General features: G+C 35.8%; 13 protein-coding genes and 1 pseudogene. 5 read left to right on the top strand and 9 right to left on the bottom strand.

All coding sequences use genetic code 11. The features are described from left to right. Window positions 1-10: 10 nt before the first annotated feature. Both fliS and fliD read right to left on the bottom strand, forming a co-directional pair. Window positions 11-409: a flagellar export chaperone FliS gene (fliS, locus tag HMPREF0693_RS03520; RefSeq protein WP_004243499.1), complete on the bottom strand. Its 399-nt coding sequence runs from the start codon at window positions 407-409 to the stop codon at window positions 11-13. 25 nt (window positions 410-434) lie between these two features. Continuing rightward, entirely contained in the window at window positions 435-1,853 is a 1,419-nt protein-coding gene (gene fliD, locus HMPREF0693_RS03515) for a flagellar filament capping protein FliD (protein ID WP_004243498.1), read from the bottom strand. A 386-nt stretch (window positions 1,854-2,239) separates the two neighbouring features. On the opposite strand from fliD, the gene HMPREF0693_RS03510 reads away from it, so the two are divergent. The 4 genes from HMPREF0693_RS03510 to fliZ all read left to right on the top strand — a co-directional run bounded on the left by HMPREF0693_RS03510 (window position 2,240) and on the right by fliZ (window position 6,498). After that, window positions 2,240-3,331: a FliC/FljB family flagellin gene (locus HMPREF0693_RS03510; protein WP_004243496.1), complete on the top strand. Its 1,092-nt coding sequence runs from the start codon at window positions 2,240-2,242 to the stop codon at window positions 3,329-3,331. Window positions 3,332-3,640: 309 nt separating this feature from the next. Beyond that, window positions 3,641-4,744, top strand: a complete 1,104-nt coding sequence (locus tag HMPREF0693_RS03505; protein WP_036932165.1) for a FliC/FljB family flagellin — start codon at window positions 3,641-3,643, stop codon at window positions 4,742-4,744. Between the two features lie 442 nt (window positions 4,745-5,186). Further along, a complete protein-coding gene (locus HMPREF0693_RS03500; protein ID WP_004248319.1) occupies window positions 5,187-5,909 on the top strand; it encodes an RNA polymerase sigma factor FliA in 723 nt (240 codons plus the stop codon). A gap of 58 nt (window positions 5,910-5,967) precedes the next feature. Beyond that, window positions 5,968-6,498: a flagella biosynthesis regulatory protein FliZ gene (gene fliZ, locus HMPREF0693_RS03495; protein ID WP_004243493.1), complete on the top strand. Its 531-nt coding sequence runs from the start codon at window positions 5,968-5,970 to the stop codon at window positions 6,496-6,498. A gap of 143 nt (window positions 6,499-6,641) precedes the next feature. Here fliZ and putA read toward each other — a convergent pair whose 3' ends face one another. Continuing rightward, window positions 6,642-10,610, bottom strand: coding sequence for a trifunctional transcriptional regulator/proline dehydrogenase/L-glutamate gamma-semialdehyde dehydrogenase (gene putA, locus HMPREF0693_RS03490; RefSeq protein WP_036932163.1), 3,969 nt, complete (start codon window positions 10,608-10,610; stop codon window positions 6,642-6,644). A gap of 471 nt (window positions 10,611-11,081) precedes the next feature. Here putA and putP point away from each other — a divergent pair, with 471 nt between their 5' ends. Continuing rightward, complete coding sequence (gene putP / locus HMPREF0693_RS03485; protein WP_004243490.1) at window positions 11,082-12,566, top strand: sodium/proline symporter PutP; 1,485 nt, start codon at window positions 11,082-11,084, stop codon at window positions 12,564-12,566. A gap of 565 nt (window positions 12,567-13,131) precedes the next feature. On the opposite strand, the gene HMPREF0693_RS03480 is transcribed toward putP, so the two are convergent. From HMPREF0693_RS03480 to HMPREF0693_RS18335, 6 genes and pseudogenes are all read right to left on the bottom strand, one after another. Further along, a complete protein-coding gene (locus HMPREF0693_RS03480) occupies window positions 13,132-13,959 on the bottom strand; it encodes a hypothetical protein (RefSeq protein WP_004243488.1) in 828 nt (275 codons plus the stop codon). Then, a pseudogene (locus HMPREF0693_RS19415) lies at window positions 13,952-14,097 on the bottom strand (site-specific integrase); the annotation flags it as partial. The pseudogene HMPREF0693_RS19415 and the gene HMPREF0693_RS03480, both read right to left, overlap by 8 nt. Before the next feature lie 75 nt (window positions 14,098-14,172). Further along, a complete protein-coding gene (locus HMPREF0693_RS03475; RefSeq protein WP_004243487.1) occupies window positions 14,173-14,892 on the bottom strand; it encodes a hypothetical protein in 720 nt (239 codons plus the stop codon). After that, the gene (locus tag HMPREF0693_RS19790; protein WP_004243486.1) at window positions 14,882-15,871 is read right to left on the bottom strand and encodes a phage integrase; all 990 of its coding nucleotides are present in this window, start codon (window positions 15,869-15,871) and stop codon (window positions 14,882-14,884) included. Before HMPREF0693_RS19790 ends, HMPREF0693_RS03475 begins: the two co-directional genes overlap by 11 nt. Beyond that, window positions 15,872-16,804 carry a DUF1848 domain-containing protein gene (locus HMPREF0693_RS03465; protein WP_004243485.1) on the bottom strand — a complete coding sequence of 311 codons (933 nt, stop codon included), beginning with the start codon at window positions 16,802-16,804 and terminating at the stop codon, window positions 15,872-15,874. Next, window positions 16,801-17,952, bottom strand: coding sequence for a S24/S26 family peptidase (locus tag HMPREF0693_RS18335; RefSeq protein WP_004243481.1), 1,152 nt, complete (start codon window positions 17,950-17,952; stop codon window positions 16,801-16,803). The genes HMPREF0693_RS03465 and HMPREF0693_RS18335 overlap by 4 nt, the downstream gene beginning before the upstream one ends. Window positions 17,953-18,215 lie beyond the last annotated feature (263 nt).

The raw sequence follows: 18,215 nt of genomic DNA, 5'->3' as shown, positions 1-18,215 counted from the left end.
TCCACGCTTTTTAATAAGAATTAATCTGTGTGCCAATTTGTTGCCAAGCATCAGAAATTTCAGTTAATAACTTGATGACTTCATGAATTTTTTCTGGATTATTTTTTAAATTGGCATCGAGTAGTTGAGTGATCATATAGTCGTAAAGTAATGCTAAATTTTCAGCAAGCTCCTCCCCTTTTTCTTTATCCAGCCCCTGTTTTAAGCCGTTGCCAATAATGTTAATAGCTTTAGAAATATTTTCTCCTTTACCGGCGATATTTCCTTGTTCCATTAATATTAATGCACGGCGAAGGGCGCTTAGCGCCCCATTAAATAGGATTTGGATCAGCTGGTAAGGTGAAGCATTTAAAATCTCACTTTCAACATCGATTTGAGCATACATTTTACTGGCTGATTGTTGATACATAATATCCTAATATCCTACTTAAAAATTAGCGTAATAAACGTTCAATTGATGCACTTGAGTTAGTCATGGCATTAACCATTTTATCTAATAATTGAAACTGTTTTTTATAACGTTCCATCGTCGCTTCAATAGTACGTTTGGTATTTTTAATTTGGTTATCTAACGATTTTTTACGTTTTTTAACACCATCAGTGGCAATATCAAGGGTGCCGTCGTTGGATTGCAGCGTTTTTTTCAGGTAATTATAGGTTTGAGTACCAAATCCTGTTTCTTTACCATCACCCATAAAAAACTCTTTGACGTTAGCAGGTTTTTCTTTTAATGCTTTATCGAGTTTTTTATCATCAACTTCTAATGTGCCATCTACTTTAAATTTAATGCCCATTTTATTAAGGGTATCAATCTCAGATGAAGATTGAGAACGAGTGATAAAGCTTTTTAGCTCAGACATAATCATCCGGCTAGTGGTATCACCTAATAACACACCATTGTCTTTAGAGGCATCTTCACCTTTTTCAACTTGGGTGTACTTGGTGAAATCTTTATAGGTTTTATTTAATTCATTATAAGCATCGGTCCAGGCTTTTATGGCCTTTTTCATTGGCTCAATATCACGCGCAACCGTAATAATTTCAGGCTTATCTACGCCATCTTTATTATCATTGGTTTTTTTCTTAAGATTTAACGTGATCCCTTCAGGCGCATCTTTAATTTCATTAGTTTGACGTTCAATTTCAATCCCATTAATCGTTAACTTTGCATTATTTGCCTTAACGATCTCTGTCATTGCACCACTGTTTGTTTTAGTGGAGTAGCTAATAAAATCGTTAAGCTTACTATCACCTTCAACAGTGATTTCCATTTGAGAATCTGTACCTTCTTTACGAGAAGTCAGAACTAAATGGTTAACGCCATCTTGGGCTTTTACAATAGTGGCAGAAACGTTGCCTTCTTTTTTATTGATAGCATCACGTAATTCAATAATAGAAGTTTGACTGTCTGTTAACTCTATTTTTAAAGGCTCTTTTTCACCTTTTTGGGTGATCACTAAAGTCCGTGTTTTGCCTTCACCTAATGTTTCACCAATAGGATCTTTGATATCACTGACGGCTTTTGATTTCAGTGTTTGAGCATGGGCAAGCTCTGTTACCGAGACCGTATAATTACCAATGCTTGCTTTACCATCAGTGGTTACTTTAAAAGCATCAAACTCATCATCAACTTTGGTGGCGACGATTTTATCGAATTTTTTTAATTCTTCAGATGCTTTCTGTAATTTATCTAATTGGCTACGAATTTTTCCATATGCAGTAATTTGTGCATCGTAGCTTTTCATCTGTTTGTCTAAAGGTTCAAGGCGCTTATTTTCCGCAGCCTCTAATTGCATTAATGTCTCGCCAAGTGGCATCTTGGCGCCTATTCCTAGTGCACTAATACCAGCCATACTGGTCTCCTTTCTGTGTTCGTAAAATAATCCCTACACAGCGTTATCGGAAGAATTGGCGAAAAGTTTACGTCTATTTACTATTTTTGATGAGGGAAACAGACCGCCATATAGAAGCCTTTTATTGTCATTGAATACTAAAGTCGAATTTTGCATAAGAAAAAAGGTTTATGACGAGAATTGATAAAAATAATATAAAAAAATAATAAATTAATTTCTTTATATATCATTTAGTTAATGACAATTCTATAAAAAATCACAGAAAAATTTGTTGGAAAAGTTAAAGGTTGTATCTGGGGTGCCGATAAACTTGTTGCCGGTGATTGACACCGTAAATGAATAGGCAAACTTTTATTTTATCGACTTGATTTTAAAGGAATCTAGCTATGGCACAAGTCATTAATACCAACTATCTATCCCTGGTAACTCAAAACAACCTGAACAAATCTCAGGGAACTTTAGGAAGTGCAATCGAGCGTCTGTCTTCTGGTCTACGTATCAACAGTGCAAAAGACGATGCAGCGGGTCAAGCAATTGCTAACCGTTTCACTTCAAACGTAAATGGTTTAACTCAAGCTTCACGTAATGCGAACGATGGTATCTCTATCGCTCAAACAACTGAAGGTGCATTAAACGAAATCAACAATAACTTACAACGTATCCGTGAGTTAACTGTTCAAGCGAAAAACGGGACTAACTCTAATTCAGATATCACTTCTATCCAAAACGAAGTGAAAGAACGTTTAGACGAAATCAACCGTATTTCTGAACAAACTCAGTTTAACGGCGTGAAAGTACTGAGCGGTGAGAAATCAGAAATGGTTATCCAAGTTGGTACTAACGATAATGAAACTATCAAATTTAACTTAGATAAAGTTGATAACGATACATTAGGTGTTGCTAGCGATAAACTGTTTGATGCTAAAACAGAGAAAAAAGGTGTTACAGAAGCAGGTGCTGCAATCGATGCGAAAGATATCGGCGTTGCTGGTGCAACTTCATACGATTCAGGTACAGTAAAAGAATATAAAGTAGATGGTGTTGTTTCTGCTGATAAAGTAATTTTCAATGATGGTACTAAAGATTACCTCGTAAATAAAAGCGATTTCGCACTGGAAGGTGCTGACAAAGCTAAATTTACTGGTGCTAAAACAACTGAATTTACAGCAGATGCAGGTAAAGACGTTAAAACTTTAAACGTTAAAGATGACGCTTTAGCAACTTTAGACAAAGCTATCAACACCATTGATGAAAGCCGTTCTAAATTAGGTGCGATTCAAAACCGTTTTGAATCTACTATCAACAACCTGAACAACACTGTTAACAACTTATCTGCTTCACGTAGCCGTATCTTAGATGCTGACTATGCAACAGAAGTTTCTAACATGAGCCGTGGTCAAATCTTGCAACAAGCGGGTACTTCAGTACTTGCTCAAGCAAACCAAGTACCACAAACTGTTCTGTCTCTGTTACGTTAATTCGTACCCTGACACAAAAGATACCTTTCTATATCAAAGGCCCTCATCTGAGGGTCTTTTTTGTCATTTTATTTTATATTTAAACTCACTCTGTTTTAGTTTATTTTTTTCTCTCCATCTATTTTTGTTTTTTCTGCTAGTCATTATCTCTTATAAATTAATTAATTGGCTTTTTTTACTATTTTCGCGACGCGAAAACACATAAATACCTTCGATTTAATGACGATAGTGTTTAGGCAACGTTATTACAGGAGTGTAATAACAAACCTATTAATTAAAAATTTTCAAATAAAATTGAAGGAATATTGTATGGCACAAGTTATTAATACTAATTATCTGTCTTTAGTCACTCAAAATAATCTAAATCGTTCACAAAGCGCACTTGGTAATGCAATTGAACGTTTATCTTCAGGTATGCGTATTAACAGCGCGAAAGACGATGCGGCAGGTCAAGCTATTGCTAACCGTTTCACTTCAAATATTAACGGTTTAACTCAAGCATCTCGTAATGCGAATGATGGTATTTCAGTGTCTCAAACCACTGAAGGTGCATTGAACGAAATCAACAATAACTTACAACGTATTCGTGAATTAACTGTTCAAGCGAAAAACGGGACTAACTCTAACTCAGATATCACTTCTATCCAAAATGAAGTTAATCAACGTTTAGATGAAATCAATCGTGTTTCAGAACAAACTCAGTTTAACGGTGTGAAAGTACTGAGTGGTGAAAAGTCAAAAATGACCATTCAAGTCGGTACTAATGACAATGAAGTGATTGAATTCAATTTAGATAAAATTGATAACGACACATTAGGTGTTGCTAGTGATAACCTGTTTGATGCTAAAACAGAGAAAAAAGGGGTTAAAGAAACGGGTGCTGCAATCGATGCGAAAGATATCGGTGTTTCAGGTGGTACATCATATTTGTCTGGTATTTCAGTAAAAGAGTATAAAGTAGATGGTAAGGTTTCTGCTGATAAAGTTGTCTTAAAGGAGGGTAGCGACGAGTACGTAGTAAGTAAATCAGACTTTACATTAAAATCAGGTACTACTACTGGTGAAATTGAGTTCACTGGTAGTAAAACCACTAAATTTACAGCAGATGCAGGTAAAGATGTTAAAATTTTAAATGTTAAGGATGACGCTTTAGCAACTTTAGATAACGCAATTAGTAAGGTTGATGAAAGCCGCTCTAAATTAGGTGCAATTCAAAACCGTTTCCAATCTACTATCAATAACTTAAACAACACTGTTAATAACTTATCTGCTTCACGTAGCCGTATCTTAGATGCTGACTATGCGACAGAAGTGTCCAATATGAGTAAAAATCAAATCTTGCAACAAGCAGGTACTGCTGTACTGGCTCAAGCAAACCAAGTACCACAAACTGTTCTGTCTCTGTTACGTTAATCCTTCATTAAACTCATCTTCAGATCCCACCCACAGCCATTTTTGCTGTGGGTGTTTTTTCATCAAAACAATCGTTTTTTTTATTAATCATGGATAGGTATTCCCATTGATAGGTTGTAGGTAAAAATAGATAAAAGATAAGTAATATGATTTATATGTTATTTTTTTATCAACAAAATACAGATTTGATGAATACATTTCTTTCAATAAGACAAAATATCAATTTATTTAACGGTTTTTCTGCGGATTAGTATGACCCATCTTAAGGTACAGTATGTACTTGTAATGCAATAACAAATTAAATTATCAATGAAAACCCAATTTTCGCTGAAAATTTAGCATAGGTGAAAAAGAGGGGCTTTTGCTTCACTGTTCAGCCGATTGCTAACACTATTTCGTCGGATAATGGTTTCCGGTCTTTTATCCAAAGGTGTCTTTTGTTGTGAGTGATTTGTATACCGCCGAAGGCGTGATGGACAAAAATAGCCTCTGGGAGCGATATGTCCCTTTGGTTCGCCATGAAGCATTACGATTACAGGTCAAGTTACCTGCGAGTGTTGAATTGGATGATCTTTTGCAAGCAGGGGGGATTGGCCTACTGAATGCCGTTGAGCGTTATGACTCAATGCAAGGTGCCGCCTTTACTACTTATGCTGTGCAACGTATTCGAGGCTCTATGTTAGATGAGCTACGAAGTCGTGATTGGGCGCCCCGCAGTGTGCGCCGTAATGCAAGAGAAGTGACACAATCCATTCATCAGTTAGAGCAGGATCTAGGACGACCACCATCAGAACAGGAAGTTGCTGATCATTTGCAGATTGAGTTAGCAGAATACCGGCAGATCCTATTGGATACAAATAACAGCCAGTTGTTCTCTTATGACGAATGGCATGAAATTTACGGTGAAAGCTGTGAACCATCTCAAGACGAAGATCACGATGACAATCCTTTACAAATGTTATTGGAAAGTGATATTCGCCAAAGAGTCATAGACGCGATAGAATTGCTTCCCGAAAGGGAAAAAATGGTTCTTACCCTGTATTATCAGGAAGAACTTAATTTGAAAGAAATAGGCGCAGTGCTTAATGTCGGGGAATCCCGCGTAAGTCAGCTACACAGCCAAGCAATCAAAAGGCTGCGAGCACGCTTAAACCCAGAGAAATAGAAGTTTTGCTTATTTTTGTTTTTATTTATTAAGACTACAACACAGGGCTTTATCTCTTATGTCTGTTTCAACACAAAAGAAACGGCCGCTAAGCCGTTACATTAAAGACTATAAACACAGCCAAACTCATTGTTTGCATTGCCATAAGGCGCTTGATCGGATTTCTCTCGTATTCAATCGCCAAGTTATCAATAAAGAAGCCATTTCTGAAATGACAGATTTAATTGATGATGAAACATGGGAAACCTTGCAAGGAAAGTTTTCTGCGCTGTGCCGTTTTTGTAGTGAGATTTACTGTAATAGTGAAACTGATTACTTTGACATTATGTCTTTTAAGCAGTATTTGTTCGAACAAACGGAGATGAGCCACAGTACTGTTCGTGAGTATGTGGTTCGTTTACGTCGACTCGATGAATTGCTGACTTCCACTAATTTTCCTCGTCAAGAATTTACGACAGAGAAAATTCAGTCAGACTTGAGTAAAAAGCTCACTCCCTCCGCATTTAGTAACTACAACATTGCCCTACGTAAGTATGAGCAATATCTTGATTGGTGCCAAGCGCCAACCTCGATGAGTAGTGGTCACTAATCGCATTCAAGAGAGACCTAAAAAAAGGGGTAACATTATGTTGCTCCTTTTTATTTTTTGTTCCAGAAATAAAAAAACCACCTTTAATAGATAAGTAAGTTAAAGGTGGTCTCAAAAATAAAGTGAGAAAGAGAACGCTGGGTTTAACTAATCGTCATTAAGCTGGCATTGCCTCCGGCAGCGGCGGTATTGACGCTTAATGCTCGTTCATGCAATAAACGCTCTAATAACAATGCTGTCTCACCACGTGAGAAGCCTTGTACTGAAATAATAGCCCCTTTACGTTGTGCAATTTGCTGACAAGTTTCTTTTAACTGATCACTATCGCCATGATAAATAACGGCATTAATGCTTAGTGACTCATCTTGCCAGTTGTCCGTGAGTGTGATTGCTTTTCTGATCATATCAGGCAATTCACGATAGGTTTTTTGGGAGAAAACAGCATTATGGACAATAGCATGGCATCCTGATGCAAAGACTCCCGCTAACTGAGTAAATATATCTTGCTCATTATCTGAGAGACAAAGCACCTTGCCACAAGGGACTAATTGATAGGTATTACGCTCGCCAGTAGGCCCCGGCAATACGCGCAATGTTCCGGCTTGTGATGCATTGGCGTATTCTTCTAGCGCCTGATAATGTGCAGGTTCCGTTTTATTTGCTAACCACGTCATATAGTGATGATAGGTTTGTAATAACTTTTGTCGCATAGAGGCATCAAGGGGTAATGTTTCATCTTGACGTGCTAAGGTTTGTGTTATGGCATTTTCAGGACGTTTTGATAATAAACGATACAGATAAGCAGGGCCTCCAGCTTTTGGCCCCGTACCCGATAAACCTTCACCACCAAAAGGTTGTACCCCGACAACAGCACCTACCATATTGCGGTTTACATATAAATTTCCTACTTTTGCATGAGTCGCTACATAAGCGATAGTTTCATCAATACGGGTATGAACCCCCATCGTTAATCCATATCCAGTCGCATTAATTTCAGCTAATAAAGCAGGCAGATCTTGGCTTGAATAACGTACGACGTGCAGTACAGGGCCAAAAATCTCTTTTTTAAGTGAACTAATTTTATCTAACTCAATTAAGGTAGGAGGAACAAAAGTACTGTTATTTTCAGCCTGTTTAGTAAGTTGATTATAGGTTGCTTGATAAACGTCAAAACCCGCTGTGCGCATAGTCTGAATATGTTTTTCAATACCCGCTTTTGCCTCTTTATCAATTACAGGGCCGATATCTGTTGATAAGAGACTTGGATCACCTATTATGGCTTGTGCCATTGCACCTTTTAACATTTCAATCGTGCTATCAGCCACCTCTTCTTGAATACAGAGAATACGCAAAGCAGAGCAACGTTGACCCGCACTATCATAAGCAGAGGCCATAACGTCAGTGACCACTTGTTCCGTTAAGGCAGAAGAGTCGACAATCATGGCGTTTAAGCCACCTGTTTCAGCAATTAAAGGAACAGGGCGACCTTCGCTATCGAGTCTACCCGCTAAGGTTTTTTGCAGAATGTGGGCAACTTCGGTAGAGCCTGTAAACATCACACCACGCACGCGTTCATCAGCCACTAATTGTGCACCAATGGTCTCCCCTTGACCCGGTAAGAGTTGTAATGCACTGCGAGGTACTCCTGCTTGATAAAATAGTTCTACGGCTTTAAAAGCAATCAGAGGGGTTTGCTCCGCAGGTTTGGCCAGTACGGTATTACCTGCCGCTAACGCTGCTGCAATTTGTCCACTAAAGATGGCTAATGGGAAGTTCCAAGGACTAATACAGACAACAGGGCCTAAAGGACGATGGGTATTATTATCAAAATCATTTGCCACTTGTGCTGAGTAATAATAAAGAAAATCAATCGCCTCACGCACTTCTGCAATAGCATTACTATAGGTTTTACCCGCTTCTCTGACTAAGACACCCATTAATGGACCCATTTGCTGTTCCATCAGTTCTGCTGTGCGGACTAAAAACGCCGCTCTTTCCGCAGGTGGGGTTGCAAACCAAATTTCACCATTTTCTTGGGCAATATCTAAAGCAAAATTAGCTTCGGCGGCCGTTGTTTCACGTACTGTACCGACGACATCGGTGTGATTTGCCGGATTGAGTATAGATTGTGGTGCAATCACTTCTTCTGCACTATTACACTCACCACCAAGGAGAGGATGGCTGTGAATTTTTTCCATCGCAGAGGTCAGTAATGCACTGGATAATGAGGCTAAACGATGCTCATTGGACATATCAATCCCCGGTGAATTTTTACGTTCATCACCATAAAGCTGCATTGGGAGCGGGATTTTAGGATGTGAAAGTCCGATTTGTCCTTCAGCTTGCGCAATTTTATTGATCTCTTTAACCGGATCGGCAACTAATTCATCTAAGGAGATGGTGGTGTCAGCGATACGATTTACAAACGAGGTATTTGCACCATTTTCTAATAATCGACGCACAAGGTAAGCCAGTAGGGTTTCATGAGTACCTACTGGCGCATAGATACGACAAGGGCGACCAAGTTTACCATCAGCAATTTTACCCACAACTTGTGCATAGAGGGGTTCACCCATACCGTGTAAGCATTGGAATTCATATTGACCAGGATAGTAATTTTGACCCGCTAGATGATAAATGGCTGATAAAGTATGGGCATTATGTGTGGCAAATTGCGGATAAATATAATTCGGTGAAGCGAGCAGTTTTTTCGCACACGCAAGGTAAGAGACATCGGTATACACTTTACGGGTATACACAGGGTAATCTTCCAGTCCATCCATTTGCGCGCGTTTAATCTCACTATCCCAGTAAGCCCCTTTTACTAAACGGATCATTAAACGGCGGCGACTGCGGCGAGCTAAATCAATAATATAATCAATCACTAAAGGGCAGCGTTTCTGATAGGCTTGAATAACAAATCCTATACCATTCCAACCCGCTAATTCAGGCTCGAAGCAGAGTTTTTCTAATAAATCGAGGGATATTTCCAGTCTATCCGCTTCTTCTGCATCAATATTAATACCAATATCATATTGCTTGGCTTGTAGCGTTAAAGAGAGTAGGCGAGGGTAAAGCTCCGACATCACTCTATCATATTGAGCTCGACTATAACGGGGATGTAACGCTGAAAGTTTAATGGAGATCCCCGGTCCTTCATAAATACCTCGTCCATTAGAGGCTTTACCAATGGCATGGATGGCTTGTTGATAAGAGACTAAATAGTCTTGCGCATCTTTTTCCGTTAAGGCCGCTTCTCCTAGCATATCATAGGAATATCTAAAGCCTTTTTCTTCAAGTTTGCGTGCATTGGCTAACGCTTGGGAGATAGTTTCACCGGTGACAAATTGTTCCCCCATTAACCGCATCGCCATATCAACGCCTTTACGCACTAAAGGTTCACCACTTTTAGTTAAAATGCGATTTAGAGAATTAGATAATTTCTCTTCGTTATGGGTAGAGACGAGTTTGCCTGTAAACAGTAGACCCCAAGTGGCGGCATTGACAAACATAGATTGGCTTTGCCCTAAATGCGAGCGCCAATTGCCATGGCTAATTTTATCTCGGATCAGGGCATCACGGGTTGCTTTATCAGGAATACGCAATAAAGCTTCGGCTAAACACATTAAGGCAACCCCCTCTTGGGAAGAGAGAGAAAACTCTTGCAGTAAGCCTTGTACCAGACCTGAGCGTCCAACACCCTGTTTTTGTTTGCGTAATTTTTCTGCAATGGAGTAAGCCAGTTTATGCGTGGCTTGAGCCTCATGCTCAGGTAGTGTTGCCTGCTGTAGTAGCATAGGCACCGCTTGTGTTTCAGGTATACGATAAGCAGAAGTAATTGCCGAGCGTAACACCGATTGTGGGTGGATCTGCTCTGCAAATTCTAAAAACGGTTGATAATGTGCCGTTAGGGGGGCTGTGCTTTCTTCAATATCTTGCTCAGCCTGTGTGATAGGGGTTAGGGTGAGCTGATCATTTTCAATTTGTTCAAGATAATTGAAGATGGCTTGTTTAATTAGCCAATGAGATGTTCTATCTAATTTTTGTGCAGCATCTTTTAATCTATTACGGGTTTCTTCATCAAGTCTAACACCCATTGTTGTGCTACTCATGCAGTGCTCCTCATATCGTGCATCTTACTTATACGGCACATTGACCAGTTATTTTTCTTAATATCAGCCATGTTGCAACTTTGTGCAACATTGTTAACAATAAATTTATAAATAATGTGAAAGTTGTCAGGTTTTATAAATGGTTAAAAAATATTATCTTAGATGGATAAATAAATAATACTTATAATTCATTAGGTTATATATTTTTCTTCAATGAAGAGATAATATTAATCTCTTTCAACCGAAGCAAATAGTGTGAAGTTACATACAAAAATTAAACACCGATACGTTAATTTCTTGTTAAATGCTTATAACCTATTCTAGGATTGATATGAATGTTTTATTTGTTACAGTAAGAAATTATTTTAAATAAAAACTGATAAGGTCATTGGTGTGCAACGAAGTGCAACGTTCCTGCATAAGTTGAAAGCATAGCAATTGATCGTAACAGATATATGGAGAACTGCGATTATGGCTCTAAATTCGCCAATGCTAATTACCTTTACGATCTATATATTGGGGATGCTTTTTATCGGCTATCTAGCGTATCGATCAACAAAAAATTTTGATGATTATATTTTAGGGGGCCGAAGGCTTGGTAGTGTAGTAACGGCACTTTCTGCGGGCGCTTCTGATATGAGTGGCTGGCTATTAATGGGGTTACCAGGTGTGGTTTTTTTTGCGGGGATCTCCGAAAGTTGGATAGCCATTGGTTTATGTTTAGGTGCATGGCTTAACTGGCGTTTAGTTGCAGGGCGCTTACGTTTACAAACAGAAAAAAACAATAATGCACTGACTTTACCAGACTATTTAACTTCTCGCTTTGATGACAAAAGCAAAATGCTACGCATTATTTCTGCGTTAGTTATTCTTATTTTCTTCACTATTTATTGTGCATCAGGTGTCGTCGCAGGAGGTATGCTTTTTGAGTCTACCTTTGGCATTCCTTATCATGAAGCGATGATTTATGGTGCACTAGCAACCATTGCATATACTTTCCTAGGTGGTTTTTTGGCGGTAAGTTGGACGGATACGGTACAAGCCACATTAATGATTTTCGCACTTATTCTGACACCAATTATTGTTATTTTCTCAATTGGTGGAATTGACACCTCTATAGAGATCATTAAAGCGAAAGATCCGGCTTATCTTGATATGTTTAAAGGGCTTGATTTTATTGCTATTGTTTCATTATTAGCTTGGGGATTAGGTTATTTTGGACAGCCTCATATTCTCGCGCGTTTTATGGCAGCAGATTCAAATCAAACTATTCGTAAAGCGCGCCGTATTGGTATGACTTGGATGATCCTCTGTTTAGGCGGAACGGTGGCGGTGGGCTTCTTTGGTATTGCTTATTTTGAGGTTAATCCGACCGTTGCAGGTCCGGTTATGGCTAAAAATGAGCGTATCTTTATGGAATTAGCTTCGTTACTTTTTAACCCGTGGATAGCTGGTATTTTGTTATCTGCGATTTTAGCTGCGGTAATGAGTACGTTAAGCTGCCAATTATTAGTCTGCGCCAGTGCATTAACTGAAGATTTATATAAGCCTTTTATTCGTAAAAATGCCAGTCAAAAAGAGCTAGTTTGGGTTGGTCGTGGCATGGTGTTATTAGTTGCGGTTATCGCTATTTATTTAGCCCGTGATCCAGAAAATAAAGTACTTGATTTGGTGAGTAATGCTTGGGCAGGATTTGGTGCTGCATTTGGTCCGGTGATCCTTATCTCTGTCACTTGGAAACGTATGACTCGTAATGGTGCTTTTGCGGGAATGTTAATTGGTGCATTAACGGTACTGGTATGGATGCAATATAAATGGTTCGGCCTTTATGAAATTATTCCGGGCTTTATTTTCGCGTCCATAGCCATTGTTATTGTCAGTTTAATGGGTAAGTCACCAACGGCAGAAAATCAACAACGTTTTGATGAAGCAGAAGCGGAATATCGTAACACTTAATTATTAATAAGCAGTGAGATTTTATTTCATGAAATACCATCTATATAAAAATATAGGTGGTATTTTTTTGGCAAAATAACAGTAAATATTAACCATTAAAGGGTTTTGTTTAGCATGATATTAATAGCATTAAGATTGCTTAATAAAAGCGATATTTAACCCATCAAACTTCATTGATGCTGTTACTAGTCAATAATACTGATACTAATATTTTTATTGGTTTAATATTTTGTAATACACTTATTTTTTAATCACAATTTATAGGTTAAATATTAGTCAGCTATATAACGCAATTAATGAGCGTGATAATAGCTAGCTGTTATCGCTATTTTGTCGTCATTCTCTTCCAGATACAAAAAAGCCACTTATCTCTAAGTGGCCTATCTGCCTGATTACTCAGCGTAAATTTGGTGGGTTGTGGGGGGCTCGAACCCCCGACCAATTGATTAAGAGTCGTTTGAATGCAATATATAAAACAATAATTTAGAAATAAAAACAATAATTTAAATAGCAATAAAGATAAATAATGTTCAATATCCCTTTTCTTGTGCGACACTTTTGTGCTTTAGACGTCAAAGTTACTTTTTTCGATAATATAACTTGGAATTACCATAAATTTATCAAAACAAGAGTCATTAATCAGAGCTAAACTCCAAAATAAAATCTGGCTATCTATTGATGCAATCAATATATCATTTAATAATTCTTTTTGTTCCTTATCAGTACTATTATTTATTTTAACACATAATGATTTTATTAATGAGTATATAGAGTTAAGATATTTGGTTTCCATATATTTGACATATTCTTTAGCATATAAGCGAATGTCTATTTTAGGTGATTTATCAGCTAGTCTCTTATTTAAGAAATTAATTAATTCAGGTGATAAATCTCCTTTCATAATATAACCGCTAGGGTCATTTAATAGACTGATAAAGTAATTAGAAAGAAAATCTATTCTTGTTTCTTTTAAAGGATATATTTTTTTAAATTCATCAGGGATGTAGGCTATTTTTTTTTCATGATTTTTAATATCGTCTTTTATCATATTTTCAAAATTGGATTTTATTATATTTGTAATATAGTTGAAGTTGTTAATTTCAAGTTCATTTTGTGCAATTTTCAATTGATTTTTATTGAAGTTTATGGTTTTTATATATGTTATATATAACATAATTAAAGTAAATAGTGTTAGCACAGATATAAAAAAAGTAGATACTCCACCTATGTATGAACCAAATGCACCAAGTTTATCAATATTATTTGAAAAAAATCCATATATAATTATAAAAAAGATTATAGGTAAAATAAAAAACATGATTACCCAAAATAAAATCGAATTAATATTTTTATAAAGAAAATCTAGAAACTTTTTATGTAATTCATCATTCATAATGTTTACTCAAAGGATTAAATTTAACAGCATCTTCTAAATGCTCTGGAGGGAAATAAGAATATCTCATAGTACTTTGATATCCGTATGACCGAGAATTTTTTGTAACACAAGAATATTCTCACCGTTAATCACAAATCATTTAAATTTGACATGTAAAATAATATCTTATAAATAAAGATAGTGGTTAAAGAGCTACAAGGTGAATAATGCTCAGAGTTCATTTTCTTGACGACACTCTTGCGATGAAATTCCAACCAAGTCAGGTGCTTTACAAAAATCATATATGTCAAAATCACTTAATGAATTACCTTTTGTCTTAAACATTAATATCCAATAAATACTATCATTATCTAAATTTGCCTCTAGTAATGATTTTATTATTGATTTTAATGAATTATCTTTTTCAGTTTTAATTATTATACACATATTATATAGAGTTTTTGAAAGAGACCTAAAGGGAGGGCAGTTGAATAAATCCTTAGCTATATCCAAAATTTGGTCATTTATATTTTCTCTCATCTTATTTTTAATTACTGCTTCAATGCTATTTAAATGAGTTTCCTCTACATTGTACAAATGTGCATAATATATTTTTTGAAATATCTCTCTATAGTCAACAAGACCATACTCACGCTTGAAATTTTCAGCTATTGAATCTAGATGCTTATATGCATCATTAAGCAATAAATTAAACTTACTCAGTGTTAGCTCTTGTTTTGAATTTTTATATGTTTCATAAAGAATGAGCGCTGAAAAAAATGCAAATATTGTGGTGATAATACTAAATGAACCACTTATGTAAGCACCAAAGCTTCCCCAGTCTGTATTTTTAGTTGAAATAGGATGACCAAAAAATGAGTACATATACATTAATATTGGAGCGCATAATAATATAGGTATAAAAATATAAAAGGTTAATCTATTTTTCATAATTATTACTCAAAGGATTAAATTTAACAGCATCTTCTAAATGCTCTGGAGAGAAATGAGAATATCTCATAGTCATTTTGATATCCGTATGACCGAGAATTCTTTGTAACACAAGAATATTGCCACCGTTCATCATAAAATGTGATGCAAATGTATGTCTTAATACGTGTGATGATTGTCGATGAGGTAATTCTATACCTGTTCTTTTCATTGCCATTCTGAAAGCAGAATAACAAGGGGTAAATAAAGCACCACGCTTTTTAGGGATTTCATCGTACAAAACTTTACTTATGGGCACAGTTCTATTGCGTTTGCCTTTTATTTTAGTAAATGTAATTTTGTAAGGAGTAACTTGTGAACTGGTTAAACCTTCAGCTTCTGACCAGCGCGCTCCAGTAGAAAGTGCGATTTTGACAATAATAGATAAGTCTTTCGCTTTGCTTTTATCGCATTCTTCTAGCAGTTGGATGATCTGTTCATCAGAAAGAAAGGCCATTTCTGATTCATCAGTACGAAATGAACGAATATTCTTTAATGGGTTATCATCTTTCCACTCACCCAATCGATGCAATTCATTAAACATAGCGCGAAAATATGCTAGTTCAAGGTTTGTTGTTCGTGGAGCAACGGACTTGATCCTATCAGCACGAGTAATTTTTCCACTTAATTGCTTTTCACGATAAACAGAAAATAACTTAGCATTAAACTCTGTTGCTAAAGGTTCGCCCATTGCTTGGCAACCGAATAACATCATTTGTTTTCGGCTTTCACCATCAGCTAATGTAATACCATGAGTACGAAACCAGATGTCAACCAACTCAGATAATAAACGTTTATCTTCTGTTTGTTCAAGAACATAACGTTCAAATGAAATGGCTTCACCTTTTGTAGTGAATACTTTTCTAATTCGTTTACCTGTTAGTCCGTTGGGGTAAAGCTCAACTTGCCAACGAGCATCTGGTTGTTTGTTTATTGCCATTTAAAATAAACTGCCTTGTTTAATTGGTGGTATTAATAACTTGGGATCAATACCTTCAGCATCACCGATAAGAAAAGGGCTATCAGAAAAATGCCTAGATTTATTTTTCTTTACCGAATCTAGATTATATGTTGCATAACAATATGTACAATTATGTAGGCATGTATTATATTCACCTATATCAATACTTTTTACACAGCCACAGGCTTCTCGTTGTCCCGCATCCTTTTTAGACGAAATATCAATATTAAAAACTGATTTTAATAACCTATCATCAATACATTTTCCATGTTGGACCCCTAGATAGCTTAAATCTATAGATTCAGCACAAGTTTCTATCACCATCCCTCTATCATTTGCTATATTGATCATGAATTTTACTAATTCATTCATAGTTGTTTCTTCATTCAAAATATCTACATACTGAAAATTTTCTATTAAACTAAGGTTTTTTATAGTTTTTTTATAGAAATCAGCAAAACTGATAACAACTTTATTGGTTTTTCCTGCTAAACTATCGGCTATTTTAGTAAATAGCCTTTTATGCTCATTTAGAGTTAGAGTGTTAGATATTAAAATAGGATCATAGCGCCAAATAACCTTTTCTTTACCTATTAGCTCACTTAGCTCAATAAAATTTTCAATTGTTTTGTATGGGCTTTTAACATTTTTTTCAATTGTTTTTGGATACCCTGTTATTGTGTACTGAAAATAATATTTATACTCCCTCAATGCTCCCAAGTTTTTCATCAGCATTGATGCGTTTCTAGTCCAAAAAACAAATGCGTCAACATCTTCTGGTAACAAGGAAACTCTTGTTATTCTTCTATTAAAAGGATTACGTATTAGAACAAATCCAGCCTTTAATCTATTTAAAAACCATGGAGTGTAAAAAGCAGGGATATCAGTTCTCCTACTAGCACTAATGATCATGACTGCTCCTTTGTATACATGAAAAAATTAAACCCCATTTTATTTGTATCGATTTTCGATATTGGATTATAAACAACCATACAATTTTCACACTCTTGCTTTGTACTGGCTGCTTTAGTAGCACATGAAATAGTTCGAGTCATAAAGTTATTTGAAGCCTCATAAAAAGACTCCCCAATAAAATACCATGTTGTTGTATATGTTTGCGTTTTATCTACTTCATCTTTTAGGTTACATATTGTTGACAAGGAAAATCCATTATCAATCATTCTACTATGGAATTTATTATATGACATGGAATAATAATAATTCTCTCTAGATATAAGTATGTAATATGAAGATCGACCGCTTTTATTTAATAAATCAGCAAGATTAACTAAAGCATTATCAATATCTAAATTTGATATTGATTTTGGGAAAATGATAGCGTCAATGTCATTTAAATCACTTGAATCAATATCTAGTATTGACTTTTGTATACGTGAAAAATTATTATCTTTATTCGGAAATAATGTATCATCCCAATTGTTAATATCTAATCCTTTATAATTAAAGGTTATATTTATAAGATTGTCTTTTAATGCATAGTAATCTGTTGCTGCGCCACAACCTAAAGAAATAAAATTTAAGTGTTTAACTTTGTTCTTTAATATATATAAGCAAAAACAACAGGACAGCATACAGTATTCAGTATAATACGCAGGAAAATATCTCATTGTGTAGATACTTTGGTATATAGGGTCACTATAATCTGTTGCTGATGGTTGTGTTGCATGGTGAGCACACCACTTTTCTGTATTCTGGATTAGAAATTCTTCATTTTTTTTAAGTGTTTCATTAATAGTTTCTTTATTTACAATAAAATCTGTATTTTTCATATCAATAATCCTTTTGACGACATGCCTTATAATTTCTAAGTTTTTTAGCTCACAATCAAATGCCATTCTAATACCAGAAACGCGTATGCGTTGCATTGGCATCCTTGTTAGTTCTCTTACTCTAACTTTATTATCTATTTTGACTAGCCATTTACCATCGTAAACCTCACAAAATTGGCAATTTATAATGTAGTAATTTTGTCCATTTTGAATCGCTATTGGGGTTTTGGGGAATAGAACACCTTGTTTAAATAAAATTTTGACAAACATTATATATCAGTATTAGCTTCGAATTTTTCCCCATAAATAAGTGGTTTGTCTTTAGGTAAACATAAAATATCTAATATTAGCTATCCAAGAGTAACTACAGTCTCAACCATACAATAAACAATTAAATTAGCTGGGAAGTTGTCTTTTTATATCGTTAATGCAAGTTACTCAATGCTAATTCAAACTAGCATAAATTAAAACCGTACTCCTCAATAATGCGGTCAATTACAGGTGAGCTATTACCAAATATTTCTAGATTAAAT

The organism is Proteus mirabilis ATCC 29906 (genome assembly GCF_000160755.1).
Taxonomy (GTDB): Bacteria; Pseudomonadota; Gammaproteobacteria; order Enterobacterales; family Enterobacteriaceae; genus Proteus; species Proteus mirabilis.
This window is presented reverse-complemented; position numbering and strand designations above follow the sequence as displayed.

Excerpts from the sequence above, each read along its gene's own strand:
- HMPREF0693_RS18335 (WP_004243481.1), bottom strand. The coding sequence starts at position 17,952 with ATGTTTGTCAAAATTTTATTTAAACAAGGTGTTCTATTCCCCAAAACC.
- HMPREF0693_RS03510 (WP_004243496.1), top strand. The coding sequence starts at position 2,240 with ATGGCACAAGTCATTAATACCAACTATCTATCCCTGGTAACTCAAAAC.
- fliS (WP_004243499.1), bottom strand. The coding sequence starts at position 409 with ATGTATCAACAATCAGCCAGTAAAATGTATGCTCAAATCGATGTTGAA.
- fliZ (WP_004243493.1), top strand. The coding sequence starts at position 5,968 with ATGTCTGTTTCAACACAAAAGAAACGGCCGCTAAGCCGTTACATTAAA.
- putP (WP_004243490.1), top strand. The coding sequence starts at position 11,082 with ATGGCTCTAAATTCGCCAATGCTAATTACCTTTACGATCTATATATTG.
- fliD (WP_004243498.1), bottom strand. The coding sequence starts at position 1,853 with ATGGCTGGTATTAGTGCACTAGGAATAGGCGCCAAGATGCCACTTGGC.
- HMPREF0693_RS03475 (WP_004243487.1), bottom strand. The coding sequence starts at position 14,892 with ATGAAAAATAGATTAACCTTTTATATTTTTATACCTATATTATTATGC.
- HMPREF0693_RS19790 (WP_004243486.1), bottom strand. The coding sequence starts at position 15,871 with ATGGCAATAAACAAACAACCAGATGCTCGTTGGCAAGTTGAGCTTTAC.
- HMPREF0693_RS03480 (WP_004243488.1), bottom strand. The coding sequence starts at position 13,959 with ATGAATGATGAATTACATAAAAAGTTTCTAGATTTTCTTTATAAAAAT.
- HMPREF0693_RS03505 (WP_036932165.1), top strand. The coding sequence starts at position 3,641 with ATGGCACAAGTTATTAATACTAATTATCTGTCTTTAGTCACTCAAAAT.
- putA (WP_036932163.1), bottom strand. The coding sequence starts at position 10,610 with ATGAGTAGCACAACAATGGGTGTTAGACTTGATGAAGAAACCCGTAAT.
- HMPREF0693_RS03465 (WP_004243485.1), bottom strand. The coding sequence starts at position 16,804 with ATGATCATTAGTGCTAGTAGGAGAACTGATATCCCTGCTTTTTACACT.